Genomic DNA, 18,231 nt, shown 5'->3' on the forward strand with positions numbered 1-18,231 from the left:
CGTCCCGTGTCGATGATGTTGTGTAGTAGCTTCTCATAAAAGCCGAGATATGTATAGTTGCTATACATCACGTAGCAGCCATGTCAACGAAGCGGCTGTAGTGACCTTGGAAGGCGACCGTGATCGTGGCTGTCGGGCCGTTGCGGTGCTTACCGACGATCAGGTCGGCCTCCCCAGCGCGGGGGGAGTCCTTCTCGTAGGCGTCCTCTCGGTGCAGCAGGATCACCATGTCGGCGTCGTTCTCGATCGCGCCGGACTCGCGCAGGTCGGAGACCTGCGGCTTCCTGTCCTGGCGTTGCTCGGGGCCGCGGTTGAGCTGGGAGAGGCCGATGACCGGTGCTTTGAGTTCCTTGGCCAGCAGTTTCAGGCTGCGGGAGATGTCGGAGACGTCCTCCTGGCGGGAGGAGTTGCGCCGGGTGCTGGCCGGGGTGACGAGCTGGAGGTAGTCCACGATCACCAGGTCCAGGCTGTCGCGGGCGGCCAGACGCCGGCACCGGGTACGGATGTCGGGCAGGGACAGGCCAGGCGAGTCGTCAATGTGCATCCGGGCCTCTTCGATGTCGGGCACCGTACGGGCGATGCGTCGCCAGTCGTCATCGGTGAGCGCCCCGGACCGCAGGTGGTGCAGGCCGACGCGGGCCTGCGCGGAGATCACCCGCATGCCGATCTCGTCCTCGCTCATCTCCAGGCTGAACACCGCCACCGAGCGGCCGTGGTCGATAGCGGCGGCGCGGGCAAAATCGATGGCTAGCGTGGATTTGCCCATAGCAGGCCGGCCGGCCACCACGATGAACTGGCCCGGCTGCAGTCCCCGGGTCAGGGAGTCCAGGTCGGTGAATCCGGTCGGCACGCCGGTCATCTCGTCCTCGCGGCGGGTACCGGCCTGGTCGATCACCCGGGCGGTGATGACCGACAGCTTCGACCCCGGCTCACCGGCGCTGCGCTGCTCGGTGACGGCATACACCTCGGCTTGCGCGGTGTTGACGATCTCGTCCAGGTCGCCCTCGGCCGCGTAGCCCATCTGCGTAATGCGGGTGCCGGCCTCAACCAGCCGCCGCAGCACCGCGCGCTCGTGAACAATTTCCGCGTAGTGCCCGGCGTTGGCAGCGGTCGGTACCGCGTTGACCAGGGTGTGCAGGTACGGGGAGCCGCCGATGCGGGCGATCTCGCCGCGCTTGGTCAGCTCCGCGGCCACCGTGATTGGGTCGGCCGGCTCGCCCTTCCCGTACAGGGCCAGGATCGCCGCGAAGATCGTCTCGTGCGCGGGCCGGTAGAAGTCCGCGCCCTTCACGATCTCGCTCGCGTCCCCGATCGCGTCCTGGGACAGCAGCATGCCGCCCAGCACGCACTGCTCCGCATCCAGGTCCTGCGGCGGAACACGCTCGAAGCCGCCGACGGCCGGTCGTTCCTCGGTTGCCGTCACGCGTCCCCCCCTCGGCTGGTCACACGGTCGACGTCCGCACGCAGCGAGGCGAGGAACCCGTCCCGACCCAACCGCCGGAACTCTGTCGCCGGGTCGGGCCGCCCCTGCCTGGTCTGGTCGGCCCGGCGCTGCAGCCTGCACTCGGGGCATTCGTCCAGCGTGAACGTGCCTCCGCCGTGGCCTGGCTTGACGCACTTGCCGGTCTGGTCCGGCGCGGCCGGGGCTGGCAGCCGCCGCTGAACGGCTTCACGCAGCGGCAGGTTCGGCACCCGCTTGCGCTCCAGGGTCACCGGGTAGTTCTTCACTCCGCCCGGGTTCAGCGTGAGCTGGCGGGCCAGGTCGTCATCGAGCTGCCAGCCCTGGGCAGCCACTTCCTCGAGAAGCCGCGGGGCGATCCGCTCGGCGTCCTTCCGGCCGCACGCCCACGGGGCGGGCAGCAGCATCAGGAATCGCTTCGCCTCCGCGAGGTCTTCCGGTGCGAAGCACACCGCCTCCTCCTCCCCCGGCGCAGCCGGGCCGCCCGTCGACCCTGCGCCGTCGACGGGGGGTAGGGGGGAGGAGGTTCCTCCTCCTCCGGAGGGGGGGTGTGGGGGGGAGACGGTCCCGCTTCCCGGAACGCCGGAAGCGGTCCGACCTGCGGGAATGCGGGGGTTACCGCTTCCCGGAACGCCGTGTCCGGCGTTCCCGGATACGGCGTTCCGGGAAGCGGTCCGACCTGCGGTTTTACCTTGCCTTGGAGGTTCGGGCGTTCCCGCTTCCGGCGTTCCGGGAAGCGGTGTGACCTGCGGCTTTGCGTGCGGGAAATCGGGGTGGTCCTGGGGGGTCCACGGGTCGCTCGGCTGCGTGAACTCGGGGTGATAAGCCGGCTGGCGGTAGACCAGGTAGCGCACCGAGCCGAAGCGGCCCGGCGCGCTGCCTTCCTCCACCCGGTGGACGAACCGCGCCTCGATGAGGCGGGTCACCGACTGGTAGACCGCATCCCGGCCCACCAGCTCCTTCGCGTTCTTCGCCGACCGGATGCCCTCGACCTGCAAGGCCTCCCACAGGTCCTTCACTGTGACCGGCCGGTCCTCCTCCAGCATGAACAGCAGGTGCAACAGGACGACGTAGTCCAGGGCGTGGGTGAGGCCGGAGCCGTAGACCATGTGCCGCATCACCGTCGTCGCCGGTGCAGGCTCTGCGCCGCGGCCGAAGGTGGCCGTTTCCTCCATCACCGGCCCACCCCCGCCGCGCGCGCGTGGGCAGCTCCCGTTCGGATGATGGCGATGTGCTTCATAACCGCTGCAAGCGCGGTTCGAGGCCTCGATGTGACGAGGAGACTCAAAAAGATCAAAAAAAGTTGGCGCGGCCGGGCCGGAGCCTGACCAGGTGGGTTGTACAGATTTGGCACGTACGGTCCCTCGATGAGGGGAGCCGTCGATCAGCTAATCAACGTGACGCCAACCACCCGAGCCCGTTGCGGCTGGGCATCGACTGCGGATCACGTCTATATTTTGGGTAGGTGACCACACGGGCCCTGTGTCCGAGGCACCCGGCGCGGTCACCGCGCTGATCTACGACTCCGACAGCTTGCCGGCGGGGAGTCGCTTCGATGGCCGTTCCTGTTGACGCAGGGGCGGCCATCACTCGTTTCAGGGGGCTAGGTCGAAGTTCATGGCGGGCATTCTCCTCCAGGAGACGGTGGCGGATGGCGGGTGACGCGCATCAGTCGGTGCCTTGGTCGGGGGACAGTGTGATCAGTTGCGGTCCGGCTCCCCGCACGTCACCAGCGCGTCGTTGGAAGAGAGCGCCGCTTCCGCGCCCTTCGACCGTGACGGTTCTGAGGTGCTCAAAGCCCCTGCTCGCGTAGAACTCTTGGAGCTGCTGGTTCTCGCGCCATGCGTCCAAGCGCACCCAGCGGGCCCCTTGGTCGGCCGCCATCTGACTCGCCCAGTCCAACATGGCGCCACCCAGCTCGTGCCCGCTGCTGTCCCGGCGGACGACCATCCGGTGTACGTACACGGCCGGCTCCTCTGCCTCTTCGCTCGTCCAGAAGTCCGGGTCCGGATGGTCATCCACCGTGATGGTGGCGACCGGCACACCCTGGTCCTCGACCAGGAAGCACTCGCCCGCCTCGATGTTCTGCACGATGCGTTCCAACCGCGGCGCGTACTGCCACTGATCGATCCCGCGCTTGCCGAGCCAAGAGGCGGCGCCAGTCCAAAGCGAGGTCACCGTGTCGAGGTCTGCCTCGCTGGCAGGTCGGATGACGAGCTGTCCGCTTATAGGAGGTTTGGCCCGCTCGTACGTGATCACATGGCGGTCGCCAGGGAGGCAGTTGATGACCGTCCGCACAGGTCTGCCGCTTGCCGTGTAACCGGTCGTCACATGCGAGGCCACGGCCGTGCCGGGGCCAAGGTGGAGTCTCTCGACTTCCTCCGGAGTCGGCATACGCACGTGGATCTCATCGATGGCCCTCACCTGCGGGTATCCCAGCTCGGCCAGCACAGTGTTGGCTCCGCGTGTGATGTCTGCCGGATCCATGATCTCGCTGCCCTGGACCAGGTCGAGCGGGAAGTAGCTGTCGTTGGTGTTGTAAGGCACTCCGTCGATGTACCTGACGCGCCGACGAACTGCTGTCAACTCCCCCTCCGCCAGGCGGAGCCGATCCCGGACCTCGGTGGTGGGCTTGATGATCGACACTTCGATCTTCTGGGTCGCCACGCGCCCTTCGTCGCTCAACTGTGCGACAAAAGCGTCCATCTCGGATGTTAGGGGTCGCCGCCTGAACTCCGCTTGCGGGCGATAGACCATCGGCCTCCTGGCGCGCACGAAGTGCCCGCGCGGTCGCTGCGAGACGATCAGCCCCTCGTTGATCAGCACGCCCAGACCCTTGACCGCCGTCGTGCGAGTCGTGTCCCAGCTAGCCGCGATCTCCGCTTCCGTCGGAAGTCGGTCGCCCTCGCGCAACGAGCCATCACTGATCTGCGCACGAATCTGGTCGGCGATCCGAAGGTAGAGCGCCCGCGGCCTGCTGCTAACTGACATGTGATCTGTGTACCTTCCTCGCAATGAGTAGTCAATATAGCCGATCTATTCGGCGGGGCTTGACCTTGGGGTGGCTGCGGGTGCAGCATCGGTCTCGGAACCGCATTGAGTAGTCAATGAAGTCCAAGTAGTCGAACTATGCCTGAATCCATGGCAAACGGCCCCCCGGGAAGTCTTGGCGGATGCCCCGGGGAGCCGCGCACAGGCCGTCCAATCTGATGGGAGAACGACCCGTGAACACCATCTTTGCAGCCCCCCGGCGCACCGCGCAGCAGCGGTCGGCGCTGCTGGCTGCGGCGTACGAGCGTCACGCGAACGCCCTGATCAGCTACATCAGCAACGACCTGCTGGCCGGCGCGGGGGACCAGGGCGAGGACCTGGCCGCGGACGTCTGGCTGCGGGTGACGGAGAACCTGGACCGCGTGGACGAGCGGGTGCTGGAGCTGTCCTGGCTCCAGATGATCGCCCGTTCGGTCGTGACGAACAGCGCGGCGGACGGCCTGGAGATGCTGGTCGGCTTCACCGGTGACGAGCCGGAGCTGGAGGCCGCCCACACGGGTCAGGCCCTGGCCCAGACCGAGTACCTGTACACCGACCGGCTCTTCACCGGCGCGACGCGGACGGGCATGGGCACGAACCTCGCCTCGGCTCTGCGTCCCGAGCTGGACGAGGTGCAGGTCGCATGAGCGCGGTGGGTGCGACGTCGCCGGGGGTGACGCAGATGCGTCGCCGGGCTCTGGTGACGACGTGGACGTGCTCGGGGCTGGCGGTGTCCGGCACCGCGTGGGCCCTGGGCCTTGAGACGGAATGGTGGAAGCGCCTGCTCCTGGCGCTCCTGGTCGCGGGTCTCGCCGTGCTGGACGAGATCGACGTGGCGCCGGTGCTCGATGTGCGCATCGAACTGGCGCGGTGCCTGTCGAGTCTGGGCTGGCTGCAGATCCCGATGTCGGTGGCCGGCGGTGCCTGGCTCCTGGGGCTCAACACCCCGGTGCTGAGCCGAATCCTGCTGGCCGTTGTGATCGCCGGGGTGGTGGCCGTGTACCGGCTCTCGCCGTCGGCCCCGGCCCGGACGGAGGGAAAGCGATGAGCACGACCATGTCGTACCGCGAGCAGCAGCGCGCGGACCGTGCGGCCGAGCGTGAGCAGGCCCGCGAGGACGCGAGAGTGCGGGCCGAGGCCGAGGCGGACCTGCGGCGTCTGGACATTGAGGCCGAGGCGAAGCGGCGCGAGGCCGACCGTCTGGACGCGGCCGCTCGGGCCGAGGCCGCACGGGCGGCGGAGGAGCTGAAGGCCCGCCAGGACACCGAGCGCCGCGAGCAGCAGCGTCTGGCGAAACTGGCGGCCGACAAGGAGAGGGCCAAAGCGAAGGCGAAGGCCCGCGCCGAGCGCCGCGAGCGCCGGGCGGCGGCGGTCAAGGCGGTGCCGGCCTGGCTGGCGGAGCACCTGGACCTGGCGGCCGCGCTGGTGGTCATGGGGTGCAGCATCATCCCCGCCCTGATCTCCCAGGCCGCGTCCCTGTCGGACACCGGGATCACGTCGTCCATGGGCTGGGCCGGCGGTCTCCTGGTCGCCCTGCTGCCAGTGATGCTTGAGTGCAGCGCTTGGGCGGCGACGGCCGGCGAGGCCAAGGCGATGAAGTCCCGCCGTTCGCCGTGGCCGTACCGGATTGCCGTCTACGTGTTCGCGTCGCTCGCGGCGTGGATCAACTGGCAGCACGGTCAGAACGTCGGTGGCGACCAGTACGGGACGCTGCTCGGCAGTGTGCTGGCCGCGTCGTCCGTCGTGCCGATCGCGGTCTGGCAGCTCGTCCAGGTCGGCCGGCACCGGGAGTTCAAGGACGAGATGCGTCGGGCCCGGCAGCACGACCGGGATGTCAAGGCGACGCGTGAGGCCCGCCAGAAGGAACTGCCCGAGGTGTGGGCGACGGCGGTCCAACTGCGCGCGATCGCCGGGCATCACAATCTGACGGACGAGGATGCCTGGCACGCCGCCTACGCGGTGCACGAGGGTGCCGGCGACGACGTGCTCGACCCCAAGCTGCTGGTGCTGCTGTCCACCGAACTGATCGGTCTTCGGGCCGATGCGGAGGACCGTCTGGCGCTGGTTCTGGCCGACCTGAGCGCGGCGCGTGGACGGCGTCTTGAGGCGTCCGCCGGACTGTTCAAGAAGGACTCCGAGGGGTCCGTGAACGGGGCCGCGAAGGGGTCCGCAACCCCCCCTACGCCGGTCGCGCGAAGGGTCCAGACGGGCCTCCTGGACAGCCTCGGGAGGCCCCTGTATCAGACGGTATCTCCGCAGATCAACCCGTCTATCCCCCCGTCCGCACACACGTCTGAAACCGCGCCCGCGCGGACGCGCGGTACCACGCCCGCCCCCGCGCGTAAGGCGCGCGCGAAGAAGCCCGCGCGGACGCTGTCGTCCGGCGCGCGGAAGGCGGCGGCGCACACCGCGCGGACGTCCTCGCCGGAGGAGCGGGTAACCCTGGACGCCTGGCTCGCGGACGAGTTCAGGGACGGTCGCGGACACACCTGGCAGGACGTCCGGGACAAGACGCTGGCACTCCGTGAGGAGGCCGGGATCAAGGGCACCCAGGACCCGAGCCGCTCCTGGTGCTACGCCCGGATCGCCGCCGCTCAGAAGTCCACCGGCATCCGCATCGACGTCACCTCTGACCAGAAGGCGAGCGCGTGATGACCCGTCGCCCCCGACTCGTTGACCGCAAGCACGCCGACGGCTTCCCGACGTACACGTGGAAGACCGCCCCGGACGGACTGTCGACCAAGGACCAGCTCAAGAGCCGCGGACTGAGGCCCGGCGGTCCCATCGTCGCCCAGATCAAGTGGCGGTCGAAGAAGCGCCACGGGAACTACCGGCACGCCTGGCTGTACGAGACCGACCTGGCCCTGCCCAAGCAGCCGATGACGCCGGCGAAGTGGGAGGCCGTGGGCAAGGCGCTGCGCGCCCGGCGGATCTGCCCGGAGTGCGGTGTGGAGAAGCACTACACGATCAGCACGAAGTACAAGGCCTGCAACGAGTGCATGCCCCCGGAGTACGCCGCAGCAGCCTGACCGCACCGCCCGCAAGTCCCCCGAATCTGCACGGGGCCGGCCCGCCTGCCAGCAAAGCCCGGCCCCGCCACCTCACAGGAGGCGTGAACAGAATGACCGAGACCTACCAGGAAGGAACAGCCGCCCCCACCCGTTGGGATGACCTGCGGGTCGCGGCCGAGCTTGTTGTCTCCTCCCAGTTCGGCTCCACCTCGATGCTGCAGCGCAAGATGCGGCTCAACTTCTCCGAGGCCACCGCGGTGATGAACGACCTGGAGGACCTGGAGGTGGTCGGCCCGGACAACGGCGGCCGGGCCAGGGAGGTCCGTATCCGGCACACCGACGGCCTGGCTCCGATCTTCGTCCGGATCGGCGTGGAGGAACTGGCCGAGTCGGCCGGCAACGTCCGCACCCTGCCCAGCGTGCTGCACCCCGCCGCCCCGGAGGCCACTGTCCTCCCGCCGGCGCCCCGCCAGGACACCCCGGCGCCGGCGCCGGTCGGCATGGCCAAGGTCGACGTGACCAAGCCGGCCGCGCCCGCGGCGTCCGCGCCGGTGGAGGGCACGGTCGTCAACACGGGCCAGCGCCTGCCGGACGACCCGGAGGGGGACGCGCCCTGGATCAACCCCTCGCTGCGGACCAAGGAAGGCCGGCGTGCCCGGGCGGACTACCTGGCGCGGCAGAGCCGCCGCCGGGCCCGCCGCTGGGTGTCCCGCCAGCGGACCGCACACGGCGTGCTTCCCCGCGCGGTCCGCGGACAGCGACGAGTACGCCGCTGGGTGATCGGCATGGAGGGCGCGAAGGCGCGCGCCGACCTGGCGCTCGCCCACGGTTCCGTGGACGCCGCGCGCCGGGAGGCCCGCAGCGCTTCGATCGCGATCCGCGACCGCCGGGCCAAGCTGGCCACGGCTAGGACGGCCCAGATGGAGGCATCGCAGGCGGTGATCGTGGCGCAGTCCGCGCGGAGCCGGGCCCGGAACATCGTGCTCACCCGCGCCGCGGCGGCGTACGGGCCGGTCGCGCTGGTCGACGGGCTCATGGTCGTGGAGGCCGGCGGTTTCTGGGGGCTGCTCGCCGCGGCGGCCGCGAACATCATCGGGGCGTCCTTCCTGGGCCGCGACGTGGAACTGACCGAGGACCAGCTCGCCGCGCTCGAGGCGGCCGAGGCCGGTGTCCCGCAGCGCATGGAGGTCGGCATGACGCCGAAGATGTTCGAGCGCATGGTCAAGGAAGCGCTGACCGAGTCCCTGAAGGTGTCCGTCGCGCAGATCCGTGTGGAGCCCCACGAGTGGGGATTCATGGTGTACGTCTGGCTGGACCGGATGACGCCGGAGAAAATCTCCTCCCAGCTCGACCTGCTGGAGGGATGCCTCAGCGCCCGGACCGGCTCGATTCTCCTTCAGCAGTCGGCGCAGGCCCGCAACGAATGCGTAATCCGCTTTCCCGGAAACGATCCGTGGCGATTCGTGCCCCCGCTCCCGTACCGGGCGCCGCATTCGCTGACCACGGCCGATCTGCACACGGCGCAGATCGGCGCGGACATGGCCACCAAGCCGCTCGCGCTGCCGATGTCCCGCACGAACATCGACATCGTCGGCAAGTCCCGCTCGGGCAAGTCCACGATCCTGCGGGCGATCCTGGACGCGGTCACCGCAACCGACGACCAGATCATCATCGGCATCGACCTCGGCAGTGCTGGCAGCGGATTCGGCGGGCTGCGGCCCGCCATGCACGCGGTGATCACCAACCCCGAGGACGCGCAGCGCGCCCTGCAGTGGGCGCTGGACATCGGCAAGGGCCGCCCCGCCCTGTTCGACCAGCTCAACATGGGCCAGAACTGGCAGACCTCCCACAAGCGCCCCGGCATCAAGATCATCGTGGATGAGTTCCCGGCGCTGGTCCGCGTGAGCCGCAAGGGCTACTACGACGAGGAGGCCAAGCGGAACGTGCCGTGGGAGCTGGACACCATGCTCGCCGAACTCGCCATCACCAGCCTCAAGTCCGACGTCACGATGGTCATCGCAGGCCAGGGTGTCACCAAGGAGAAGATCAAGGACAACACGTGGCTGACCGAGCTGCAGGTGCAGGTCCTGGCCGCGTGCGACGTGGACGACGTCGTGCAGATCCTCGGCGGCGGCGCCATGGCGCAGGGTTGGCGCCCGGACCGGCTGCTGCCGGCCATGGCAGAGCAGGTCAACGACGCCTCCGTGGCGTACGTGATGGCAGGCGCGCAGTATTGCGAGCCCATCCCGTACCGGGCGTGCATCGAGTCGGATGAGGAGCTGCTGCGCCGCGGCATCGAGCGCGGCCGGGCGGGCCTGGTCGACATCGACGCGGAGTCGGCGAAGCTCAGCTCGATCAGCCTGTCGAGCCTGATGGCCGACTCCGACGTCCAGGTCGCCGCCGGCGCGCAGTCCGCGCTGATCACCACCATCCGGCAGATTTTCGCCGACGCGGGCGACCCGGCCGGCCTGTCCCGGGAGGAGCTGGCCGACGCGCTCGGCCAGGCCGAGCCCGCCCGGTGGTCGCTGGAGGAGTTCGACGGCGACGACGAGGCGGAGCAGACCGAGGCGCGGGTCGCCGCGGTCCGGGCAGCGATCGACGCGGTCCTGGCCCCCACCGGCCAGACGTGGGCGCTGGAGAAGTACAGCAAGGCCCTGCCCCGCGGGTACCGCCTCCGCGACCTCAAAACGATCACCGGTGAGGACTCCCCCAAGTCCTGACCCCGACGCCGGAACCGGGACGGAACCGCAGGTCAGCGTGGCGGAACCGGCCCGGAACCGGCCGGGAACCCCCCGCCGGCACCGGAACTGGTTCCGGTCGCCCGACCCGGGTTCCGCCCGTGATCACGCCCCTGACCTGCGGTTCCGTCCAGTTCCCCGCCCGTTCCCCGCCCGAAAGATCCACAGGAGTCCGTTATGACCTTAGAGCCTGGTCGGCCTTCCGAACCGGCCCACGGGTACCACCGGATCGCCACCGAGCGCCACTTCCGCTACCTGGAGCTGGAGCAGGGCGCGTTCACCACCAAGTGGGCCACGGTCGACGCCTGCTGCCAGTTCTGCGGCACCGACACCGGCCTGGTGCTCATCCTCGATGAGACCCTCCACTCCCACGTGCTGGTCCTGTGCCCGCTCGGCTGCGACCCGCTCGCGGACCTGCGCATCGACCGGCAGCACTTCATCACCTACTCCCGGCTGCGCGGCTACGCCGACCCCAACCCGGACCTGCTGTGGATCATCGACGCCGGGTTCGGCGAGGAACCCCCGCCGCCGCCCGACATCGCGCACGACCTGATCGCCGGGTGGGGCTACGCCGCGAAGAAGGGCGGCAGGGCGGTCAAGGCGGAGGTGAAGGGCGCGATCCGGTCCCGCCGCCGCACAGCAGCCAAGGCCGCCCGCAATGCGGCATATGCGCCGGTCGCGGCGGTCCTGCGCACCGCGTGGGGCTGGCAGGCCGGACCGACCCCCACCCCGCCCCCTCGCCCGCGGCCGGCACCGAAACCGCCGAAGACGCCGCCGGTGTCGGCGTACCGCAAGGCGCTCGGTGTCGACGCCCCCAAGCGCGGCCCGAAGTGCCTGGTCTGCCAAGACACCGGCCGCATCACCGCCCCGGGCATCTCGATCCCCTGCACCGAGTGCGCCGGCCCGGCCGCTGCCGCGATGGCCGCCGCGGAGAGGCGCGCCGAACGCGCCCGCCAGGGCAAGGACCGCCGCCGCACCCGGCCCTCCCCCGCGACCACCACCGGCCCGGGCCTGGTCAACACCGGAACCGTCAACGGCAGCGTCCAAGTCGCCGGCGTCAGCGCCCACTCGGTGCAGATCAGCGGCAACCAGGCCGTCATCGACGGCCAGCCGGTCAGCATCAACGACCCCCGCGTGAAGAAGGCCAAGGCCGATGCGGCGAAGGCTGTCGGCGGCGCGACCCGGCGGGCCAAGGCGGCCGGCGCCGGCGGCAGCCGCTCCACCGTGACCGTCAACGGCCGGCAGGCCCCCGAAGGCCACAGCACCGACGCGAACGGCAACTCGATCTACGTCAACACCGGCGTGGCCAACACCGGCCGCATCAGCGGCGACGTCACCAGCACCACCTCCCCCGAGCCCACGACCTGAGAAGGGAATCCCCGCCGTCACCACCGTCGCGCGCCTCCTGGCCAGCCACGGCAGCCTCACCGGTGACCAGGTCCGAGCCCTGACCGCACGGCTCAACCCGACCAGTTTCCGCTGGGCGACACCACAAGAAAACTAGTGCCCACTTTTTGTAGGCACACCATAGACATGCCTACAAAAAGTAGGCATCATGGGATGCGCGGGCGGCACCGCCCACCGCAACGGACCGCAGAGAAGGGACTCCTGATGGCCACTCAGCACACACACCGGCCGAACTTCGGCCGCCAGGTGGCCGACTGCCCGCGCTGCACCGAGTTGGTGGCCGGCGCCGAGCCCATCGCCTGGGGCTCCCGGCCCGCACCGGAGACCCCGACGGCCACGACCACCAAGCACAACCACCAGGTCGTCTTCGGCCGCCGAATCGACGGCTGCCCGCGCTGCGCCGAACTCACCGCCGGCGCCGAGCCGGTCCGCTGGGCGCCCTCCCGCCGCGAACGCGAGCAGCAGGACGACGCCCTCCGTGCCGCCGCGATCCGCGAGCACTTCGCTCCCAACGGCCCGCACTCGACCGCCACCTGCGGCCCCGTCTGCACCTTCGGCGACTGGTGAGCACACCGCCCTGCCCCCGCCCCTGCCACCGACACAGAAACGAGCCCCACGTGACCGAGACCGCCACCACCACCGTCACCACGATGAACCTGCGCCGCCGCCGCGGCGTCAAGCCGCTCCGGGCCACCACCCGCGCCCTGCGCTCGTTCGCCAACCACGCCGAGCACCTCGCCCTGCTGGCCGGCCTCGCGATCGTGATGAAGGTGGAGTTCCACGTCGGCCCGTCGTGGCTGGAGCACACCGGCACCCAGGGCGTGCTGGTCGTCCTCGCCCTCGCGGGCGTCGCCGACCTCACCCGCCGCACGGCCTTCTTGGCCGCCAACCAGATCGACCCCGACATCGAGGACGGCGACGCGTTCTGGGCGGTCAGCCACCTCCTCAAGGAGCTGGGCATCGACGTCCGCGGCGGCGCCCTCCCCTACGAGGTCATGAGCAACCTGCAGACGAGCCACACCCTGCCCCGGCTGTACGCCCTGCTGGACGACCTGGCCGCCGCCTTCGCCGACGACGACGAAGACGACGACGCCGACGCCATGCGCGAAGCCGCCGCGAGTATCCGCAGCGCGTCCCGCACCCTCGGCGACCACCACGCCTGACCCCGCCCCGGGGCGGCCGCCATCCCGGCCAAGGAAAACCGGCCGCCCCGGGCCCGGACCCGCACAGACAACCCCGACCAGGAGAAACCGTGTCCGAGAAGAACTTCCCCGCCCCCGCCGCCGTCGGCCCCGTGCTCGCCACCATCACCTTGCCGATGGGCAAGGTGAACGTCACCGTCGACCCCGCCGCCACCATCGCCCGTGCCGTCGTCAGGACCGCCGACGCCACCGGCCCCGCGGCGGACGCCGTCCGCGACTCCCGGGTCAGCCAGGACGGCAACCGGCTGACGGTCACCGTGCCCGAGATGCCGGGCGGAGGCTTCAACCAGGTCGTCACCAACGTCAGCGGCCGCACCACGGTCTTCCAGAGCAGCCGCTCCATCAGCTTCGGCCAGACCGTGACCGGAGTGAGCATCGTCAACGGGCGGGTCATCAACGGCGGGATCTCCGGCGGCGGCATGACGGCCGTCAGCCCGATCGAGGTCCTGGTCACCCTGCCCGCCGGGTCCGGCGTGCAGATGCGCGGCTACAACGCCGACCTCACCGTCACCGGCCCGCTGGCCGCGCTCGACCTGGACACCCACAACGGCACCCTGCGCGCCGGCATCGTCGGCCGCCTCAAGGTCCACGGACACAACGGCACCAACGAGGTCGACGCGGTGACCGAGTGGGTGGACGTCGAAACCCACAACGGCAACACCTACATCGGCGCCTACAGCGGCGGCGCGGCCAAGTTCACCGGCCACAACGGCAACGTTGAACTGTCCGCCACGCCCATCGCCAGCGGCCGCATCGAGGCCCGCTCCCACAACGGCAGCATCCGGCTGCGCGGCGTCTCCGGCCGCGCGCACCTGGACGTCGTCACCCACACCCACAACGGCCACATCAGCAAGTGATCTCCCCCGGGGCGGCCGCCATCCCGGCCAAGGAAAACCGGCCGCCCCAGGCCTCCCGACCCGCCAGCGCCGCACGACCGAGAAGGGCTCACACCATGACCGAGAACACCGACTACCTCGAGCGGGCGGCCGACCTCGCCCAGCAGGCCCGCACGCTGCTCAACCGGAGCGACACCGACTACTCCCAGGCCCGCGCCAAGGTCGAGCTGGGCGGGCTCTACGCCCAGCTCGCCGCGCAGGCCGGGCAGCCGGCCCGCGTCCCCGCCGCCGAGGCCGCGCGGGAGGCGGCCACCCTGCTGCGGACCGCCGCCACCCCCGCCGACGAGGCCGAGGCGTGCGAGGTGCTCGCGGCCGTGCTGGACATCGTCCAGACCCTGCCCCGGCTGTTCAACGCGGTAAGGGCCATCGACCGGCCCGACAAGGCCGCCGAGTCCCTCATGAACGCCAGGGGCCACAGCGACAAGCTGGCCTACTCCCTGACCAACGCGCACGCCGCCCTGTGCCGCGCGGCGTACGGCGCCGCCCCGAGCCGCAACTGAGACCACCCCGGAGCCGGTCGCCATCCCGGCCAGGGAACCGACTGCCACCCGTCAACCGCTTCACCTCGCACTACTGGCCCCGGCATCCAGCCGTGAGGGCGCCCGAGCGAATCGGGCCCGGGGCACTCCGGACCGCCCGGAATGCACCACCAACCCCCAAGAGGATCAACATGAACCCGAACTTCCAGCTCGCGACCATCGACGGCACGACCTTCACCCAGGGCGACACCAACCCGTTCCCGCTGGGAGCGCCGACTTCGCTCCTGGAGTCCATCGACGCCGATGGTGACTTCGTGGTCCTGGAGTACCAGGGCGGCTTGATCGTCTCCATCCCCGAGCACCAGGTGCGGTACGTCCTGGAGATCGAGCCCACGGACACCTCCCGTGAGGACGCCAGCACCATCTGATCCCGCCCCGGGGCGGCCGCCATCCCGGCCAAGGAAAACCGACCGCCCCGGGCCCGAACCCGCTCCGGACCGGAGCAGGAGGAGCCCCCATCCTCCACTACCGAGACGGAGCCCAGCAATGACCCCCCAGTCCAACGACGATCAGCACGACCAACAGGCGGCGAAGGCGGCGGCCAAGGCGGCCGCCGCGGCCCGGCTCGCGGAAGCCAAGGCGAAGCGCGACAAGGCGAAGCAGGAGGCTGACCGGGCTTTCTGGCGGGCCGTCAACGCTGAGATCACCAGCAAGGTCCTGCTCCAGAAAGAGGCCTGCGAGGCGATCGGCTACGAACGCGAATACGTCCGCAGGCAGATCAAAGAACACGTGCAGAGCGACTGAACGCACCACATCGGGGCGGCCGCCATCCCGGCCAAGGAAAACCGGCCGCCCCGAGCCCGAACCCGCTCCATCCCCCAGACCGGAGATAAGGAGTCCTGACGTGAAGACCTGCGTCTTCTGCGCGATCGTCGCCGGGGAGGCCCCGGCCCTCATCGTGCGCGAGTGGCCTGACGCCCTCGCGGTCCGCCCGCGCAGTGGCGGCGTCCACCCGGGCCACGTCTTCGTCCTACCGCGAGTTCACGTCGAGGACGCCAGCACCGACCCGGACGTGACCGCCGCGGTGATGCGCCGGGCCGCTGAGCTGATGGCCGACCACCCCGCCGCGAACATCATCACCAGCAAAGGGGAAGCGGCGACTCAGAGCGTCTACCACCTGCACATCCACGTGGTGCCCAGGGAGGTCGGCGACGGACTGCCGCTGCCCTGGACCCCGCAGCACGCTGCCCGAGCGGCGGCGGAGAAAGGGGAAATCCAGTGACTGTCAACCTCGTCATGGCCCGCGAACTCCTCCCGGCCCCGTCATCCCCGTCCGTGTTCCTCGCCGGACCCACGCCGGACAAGAGCGCCCCGGTACCGTCCTGGCGGCCCGCTGCCGCGGCGGCCCTGGACGCGCAGTGGACCGGCGACCAACCGCTGACCGTGCTGAGTCCCGAGTCCCGGAACGGCGAGCGCGCCGACCGGTACGAAACGCAAGTCGACTGGGAGACCGACGCCCGCGCGGCGGCGATGGCGATCCTGTTCTGGATCCCCCGCGACCTGCGCACCCTCCCGGGGATGACCACCAACGTGGAATTCGGCCTGGACGTCAGCAGCGGCAGGGCGGTGCTGGGCTGCCCGCCCGACTGTCCCAACCCCGAGAGGAACAGGTACCTGATCTACGTCGCCCGCCGTCACAGCGTGCCCGTCTGCGAGACGCTTCCTGACACCGCGGCCGCCGCCCTCGCCTTGGTCGGTGCCGCGTGCTCCCGGTAGTCCGGAAAAGCTCGGTCGCCTCCCGCCCCCGGCTGGAGCCGTTCACCGCGCTGCTGCCGGTCGACGCCGGCCGCGGTGCGCAACCGCCCGGTTAGCCCGTACCCCTTCCCGACGTGATGAAAGTGCTGTACAGTTTTCTTGTTGGCGGTCGCCATCCCGGCCAAGGAAAACCGACCGCCACAAGCTCCCCCGAACCCGCTCGCAACTGAGACTCCAGGAGACCCGTATGCCCACCGCCACGCCTCCGGCCGTGAAGTTCAGCCTCGCCTACGCCCTGCTGCGCGCGGCCGCCGACGTCGCCGACCACTGGGTTATCGCGGCATCCACCGTGTCCACCGTGTCCCGTGTCGCGCGAGTGGAGGTGGCCCGATGACGAACATCGACCAGACCGCGACGCTCGCAACGTTCGGCGCGGTGTGGGCGGTGCTCTCCGTCGGCCACAACCTCGCGGATCACGTGATCGGGCAGACAGACCACCAGGCCGGGAACAAGGCGGCGCCGTCCGCGACGGAGGTCGCCGACGGCGTGAGCCCGCGGCGGGGCTGGGGTGCGTGCCTGGGGCACGTCGCCCAGTACCACCTGGTGATGGCCGTGCTGCTGGCCCTGGTCTGGGCCGTCCTTCCGCTCCAGATGTCCTGGACCGGCCTGACGGCCGGGCTCGTCCTCTCTGCGGTGACGCACGCGTTCTTCGACCGCCGGTGGCCGGTCCGCTGGCTCCTGGAGCGCATCGGGTCGAAGGGCTTCGCGGAGCTGAAGGCCGCGGGGATGAACGGCATGTACTTGACCGATCAAGCCCTGCATCAGACGGCACTCCTCGCCTCCGCGCTCCTGATCACCCTGCTGTGAGCTGGAGTTCTGACAAGAACGGAAGGAACTAACGGCATGAACACCGCCGGACGAGACCTGACTCTGATCACGACGGCCGGGGCCGTTGACTTGATGGCGGCCGTCACCGACGGCTCGCCCGACACCGTGCTGGGCCGCACGATCACGACCGTGGATGTGGTCTTCACCTCGCGGTGCCGGGACTGCGGACAGGCCGAGTGCCGCGACAGTGCCAACCTGTGGCGCGACAGCTGGGAGCTGGTGTCCGCCAGCCCGAACTTCGCGAGTACCGGGTGGGGCAAGTGGGCCCGCGAGCACCCCGAGGAATGCCCCGAGCGGCTCCGGACGATCGCCCGCTACCTGACAGCCGGCGGGGCGGTCGTGACGGTCACCAACCGGCATGAGTCCAGCTGCCCAGGCTGCGGACAGGTCGATAACGGTGACAGCGAGCCGTCCGCCCGCGCGTGGGCTCAAGGCCATGCCGAGCTGTGCCGCGCGATGCCCGTCGATGGGGACGGGGGCCGAGAGTGAGACACGCCAAGGAAGCAGCGACAAACTGGGTCCAGAGCGACTTCTGCGCCCAGGCCAAGGGCGCGACCGACGCCGCCACGGTGACCTTGCCCACCGCTGTGCCCGCCACGTTCCGGTCCGCGGCCGCCCTGGCCGCGGCCGTGGACGAGGCATTCGCCGAAGCTCTCCAGGAGCTGCTCGGTGCCGACGCCGGCGCGGACGCGCTGCAGGTCGGCGCCGAGGCCGAGGCGTACCTGAAGAGCCTGAGCCCCGCCGAACCGGCGCCGCCCAGCCGCCCGTTCGGCCTGCCCAACATTGACACCCTCATCCGCGCGGCCGGCATCGCCACCGGCCCGAGCCTGCCCGACCCCCGTGTCCCATCGCCCACCGCCCAGCTCATGAGGCAGACCGCGAAAACCGGCGGACGGCTCGCCGGGCGTGCCGCCTGGTGGCTGCTCAAAACCACGGCATACGTCACCGCCGTGGTGATCCGCAAAGTCATCGTCACCGCCGGGGAGCTGCTGTTCGGCACGACCACGCAGCCGCAGCAGGCGCCGGTCCCGCCGGCGCCGCGCGGCACCGGCCGGGTCATCGCCCCCAGCGACTTCCTGCGGGCCACCAGCGCTGAGATCGAGCGCCGCGGCTGGACGCAGTACGCGATGGAGGACATGCACGGCCGGGTCTGCATGCTCGGCGCCGAACGGGCGCTGATCCAGTCCGGCACCGGCACGTGGCGCACCGCACGTAACGCCAACGATCACATCCGCGCCGTCACCGGCTCCCGCTCCGTACCCGCCTGGAACGACAGCCTGCGCCGCTACGAGTCCCAGATCCACGCCGCCCTGCTGACCGCCGCGGCTCGCGCCCGCGCCGCCGGCGAATAGCCACCAGGAGGAAG

The 18,231-nt window shown here is 70.3% G+C and carries 21 protein-coding genes; 18 read left to right on the plus strand and 3 right to left on the minus strand.

Going from position 1 to position 18,231, the window contains the following annotated elements; translation table 11 throughout:
• Positions 1-67: 67 nt before the first annotated feature.
• From dnaB to RVR_RS39025, 3 genes are all read right to left on the minus strand, one after another.
• The gene (gene dnaB, locus RVR_RS36650; protein WP_237405492.1) at positions 68-1,423 is read right to left on the minus strand and encodes a replicative DNA helicase; all 1,356 of its coding nucleotides are present in this window, start codon (positions 1,421-1,423) and stop codon (positions 68-70) included.
• A complete protein-coding gene (locus RVR_RS38455; protein ID WP_237405493.1) occupies positions 1,420-2,637 on the minus strand; it encodes a hypothetical protein in 1,218 nt (405 codons plus the stop codon). Before RVR_RS38455 ends, dnaB begins: the two co-directional genes overlap by 4 nt.
• Before the next feature lie 490 nt (positions 2,638-3,127).
• Positions 3,128-4,450: a GNAT family N-acetyltransferase gene (locus tag RVR_RS39025; RefSeq protein WP_202239808.1), complete on the minus strand. Its 1,323-nt coding sequence runs from the start codon at positions 4,448-4,450 to the stop codon at positions 3,128-3,130.
• Between the two features lie 233 nt (positions 4,451-4,683).
• Between RVR_RS39025 and RVR_RS36660 the strand changes: the two genes are divergently transcribed.
• From RVR_RS36660 to RVR_RS36745, 18 genes are all read left to right on the plus strand, one after another.
• On the plus strand, positions 4,684-5,136 hold the full coding sequence (locus RVR_RS36660; RefSeq protein WP_202239810.1) for an RNA polymerase sigma factor: 453 nt from the start codon (positions 4,684-4,686) through the stop codon (positions 5,134-5,136).
• Positions 5,133-5,537 carry a hypothetical protein gene (locus RVR_RS36665; protein WP_202239812.1) on the plus strand — a complete coding sequence of 135 codons (405 nt, stop codon included), beginning with the start codon at positions 5,133-5,135 and terminating at the stop codon, positions 5,535-5,537. Before RVR_RS36660 ends, RVR_RS36665 begins: the two co-directional genes overlap by 4 nt.
• On the plus strand, positions 5,534-7,141 hold the full coding sequence (locus tag RVR_RS36670; RefSeq protein WP_202239814.1) for a DUF2637 domain-containing protein: 1,608 nt from the start codon (positions 5,534-5,536) through the stop codon (positions 7,139-7,141). The genes RVR_RS36665 and RVR_RS36670 overlap by 4 nt, the downstream gene beginning before the upstream one ends.
• The gene (locus RVR_RS36675) at positions 7,141-7,518 is read left to right on the plus strand and encodes an RRQRL motif-containing zinc-binding protein (RefSeq protein ID WP_202239816.1); all 378 of its coding nucleotides are present in this window, start codon (positions 7,141-7,143) and stop codon (positions 7,516-7,518) included. Before RVR_RS36670 ends, RVR_RS36675 begins: the two co-directional genes overlap by 1 nt.
• A 92-nt stretch (positions 7,519-7,610) precedes the next feature.
• Positions 7,611-10,220 carry a DNA translocase FtsK gene (locus RVR_RS36680; RefSeq protein ID WP_202239818.1) on the plus strand — a complete coding sequence of 870 codons (2,610 nt, stop codon included), beginning with the start codon at positions 7,611-7,613 and terminating at the stop codon, positions 10,218-10,220.
• Positions 10,221-10,415: 195 nt separating this feature from the next.
• Positions 10,416-11,606: a hypothetical protein gene (locus RVR_RS36685; protein ID WP_202239820.1), complete on the plus strand. Its 1,191-nt coding sequence runs from the start codon at positions 10,416-10,418 to the stop codon at positions 11,604-11,606.
• Between the two features lie 243 nt (positions 11,607-11,849).
• On the plus strand, positions 11,850-12,212 hold the full coding sequence (locus tag RVR_RS36690; RefSeq protein ID WP_202239822.1) for a hypothetical protein: 363 nt from the start codon (positions 11,850-11,852) through the stop codon (positions 12,210-12,212).
• 50 nt (positions 12,213-12,262) lie between these two features.
• Positions 12,263-12,808, plus strand: a complete 546-nt coding sequence (locus RVR_RS36695) for a hypothetical protein (protein ID WP_202239824.1) — start codon at positions 12,263-12,265, stop codon at positions 12,806-12,808.
• 89 nt (positions 12,809-12,897) lie between these two features.
• Positions 12,898-13,704 (plus strand): DUF4097 family beta strand repeat-containing protein, encoded by an 807-nt coding sequence (locus RVR_RS36700; RefSeq protein ID WP_202239827.1) that lies wholly within the window; start codon positions 12,898-12,900, stop codon positions 13,702-13,704.
• A 95-nt stretch (positions 13,705-13,799) separates the two neighbouring features.
• Positions 13,800-14,243: a hypothetical protein gene (locus tag RVR_RS36705; protein WP_202239829.1), complete on the plus strand. Its 444-nt coding sequence runs from the start codon at positions 13,800-13,802 to the stop codon at positions 14,241-14,243.
• Between the two features lie 170 nt (positions 14,244-14,413).
• Positions 14,414-14,650, plus strand: a complete 237-nt coding sequence (locus RVR_RS36710; RefSeq protein ID WP_202239832.1) for a hypothetical protein — start codon at positions 14,414-14,416, stop codon at positions 14,648-14,650.
• 118 nt (positions 14,651-14,768) lie between these two features.
• Positions 14,769-15,026, plus strand: a complete 258-nt coding sequence (locus RVR_RS36715) for a hypothetical protein (RefSeq protein ID WP_202239834.1) — start codon at positions 14,769-14,771, stop codon at positions 15,024-15,026.
• A gap of 100 nt (positions 15,027-15,126) precedes the next feature.
• The gene (locus RVR_RS36720) at positions 15,127-15,504 is read left to right on the plus strand and encodes an HIT family protein (protein ID WP_202239836.1); all 378 of its coding nucleotides are present in this window, start codon (positions 15,127-15,129) and stop codon (positions 15,502-15,504) included.
• A 14-nt stretch (positions 15,505-15,518) separates the two neighbouring features.
• The gene (locus RVR_RS36725) at positions 15,519-15,998 is read left to right on the plus strand and encodes a nucleoside 2-deoxyribosyltransferase domain-containing protein (RefSeq protein ID WP_202239938.1); all 480 of its coding nucleotides are present in this window, start codon (positions 15,519-15,521) and stop codon (positions 15,996-15,998) included.
• Between the two features lie 226 nt (positions 15,999-16,224).
• Complete coding sequence (locus tag RVR_RS36730; RefSeq protein ID WP_202239838.1) at positions 16,225-16,371, plus strand: hypothetical protein; 147 nt, start codon at positions 16,225-16,227, stop codon at positions 16,369-16,371.
• Positions 16,368-16,844, plus strand: coding sequence for a hypothetical protein (locus RVR_RS36735; protein WP_237405494.1), 477 nt, complete (start codon positions 16,368-16,370; stop codon positions 16,842-16,844). The genes RVR_RS36730 and RVR_RS36735 overlap by 4 nt, the downstream gene beginning before the upstream one ends.
• A 36-nt stretch (positions 16,845-16,880) precedes the next feature.
• Positions 16,881-17,354, plus strand: coding sequence for a hypothetical protein (locus RVR_RS38470; RefSeq protein WP_237405495.1), 474 nt, complete (start codon positions 16,881-16,883; stop codon positions 17,352-17,354).
• Entirely contained in the window at positions 17,351-18,217 is an 867-nt protein-coding gene (locus RVR_RS36745; protein WP_202239840.1) for a DUF6197 family protein, read from the plus strand. The genes RVR_RS38470 and RVR_RS36745 overlap by 4 nt, the downstream gene beginning before the upstream one ends.
• The last annotated feature ends 14 nt before the right edge of the window (positions 18,218-18,231 follow it).

The organism is Streptomyces sp. SN-593, assembly GCF_016756395.1.
In the GTDB taxonomy this organism is placed as follows: Bacteria; Actinomycetota; Actinomycetes; order Streptomycetales; family Streptomycetaceae; genus Actinacidiphila; species Actinacidiphila reveromycinica.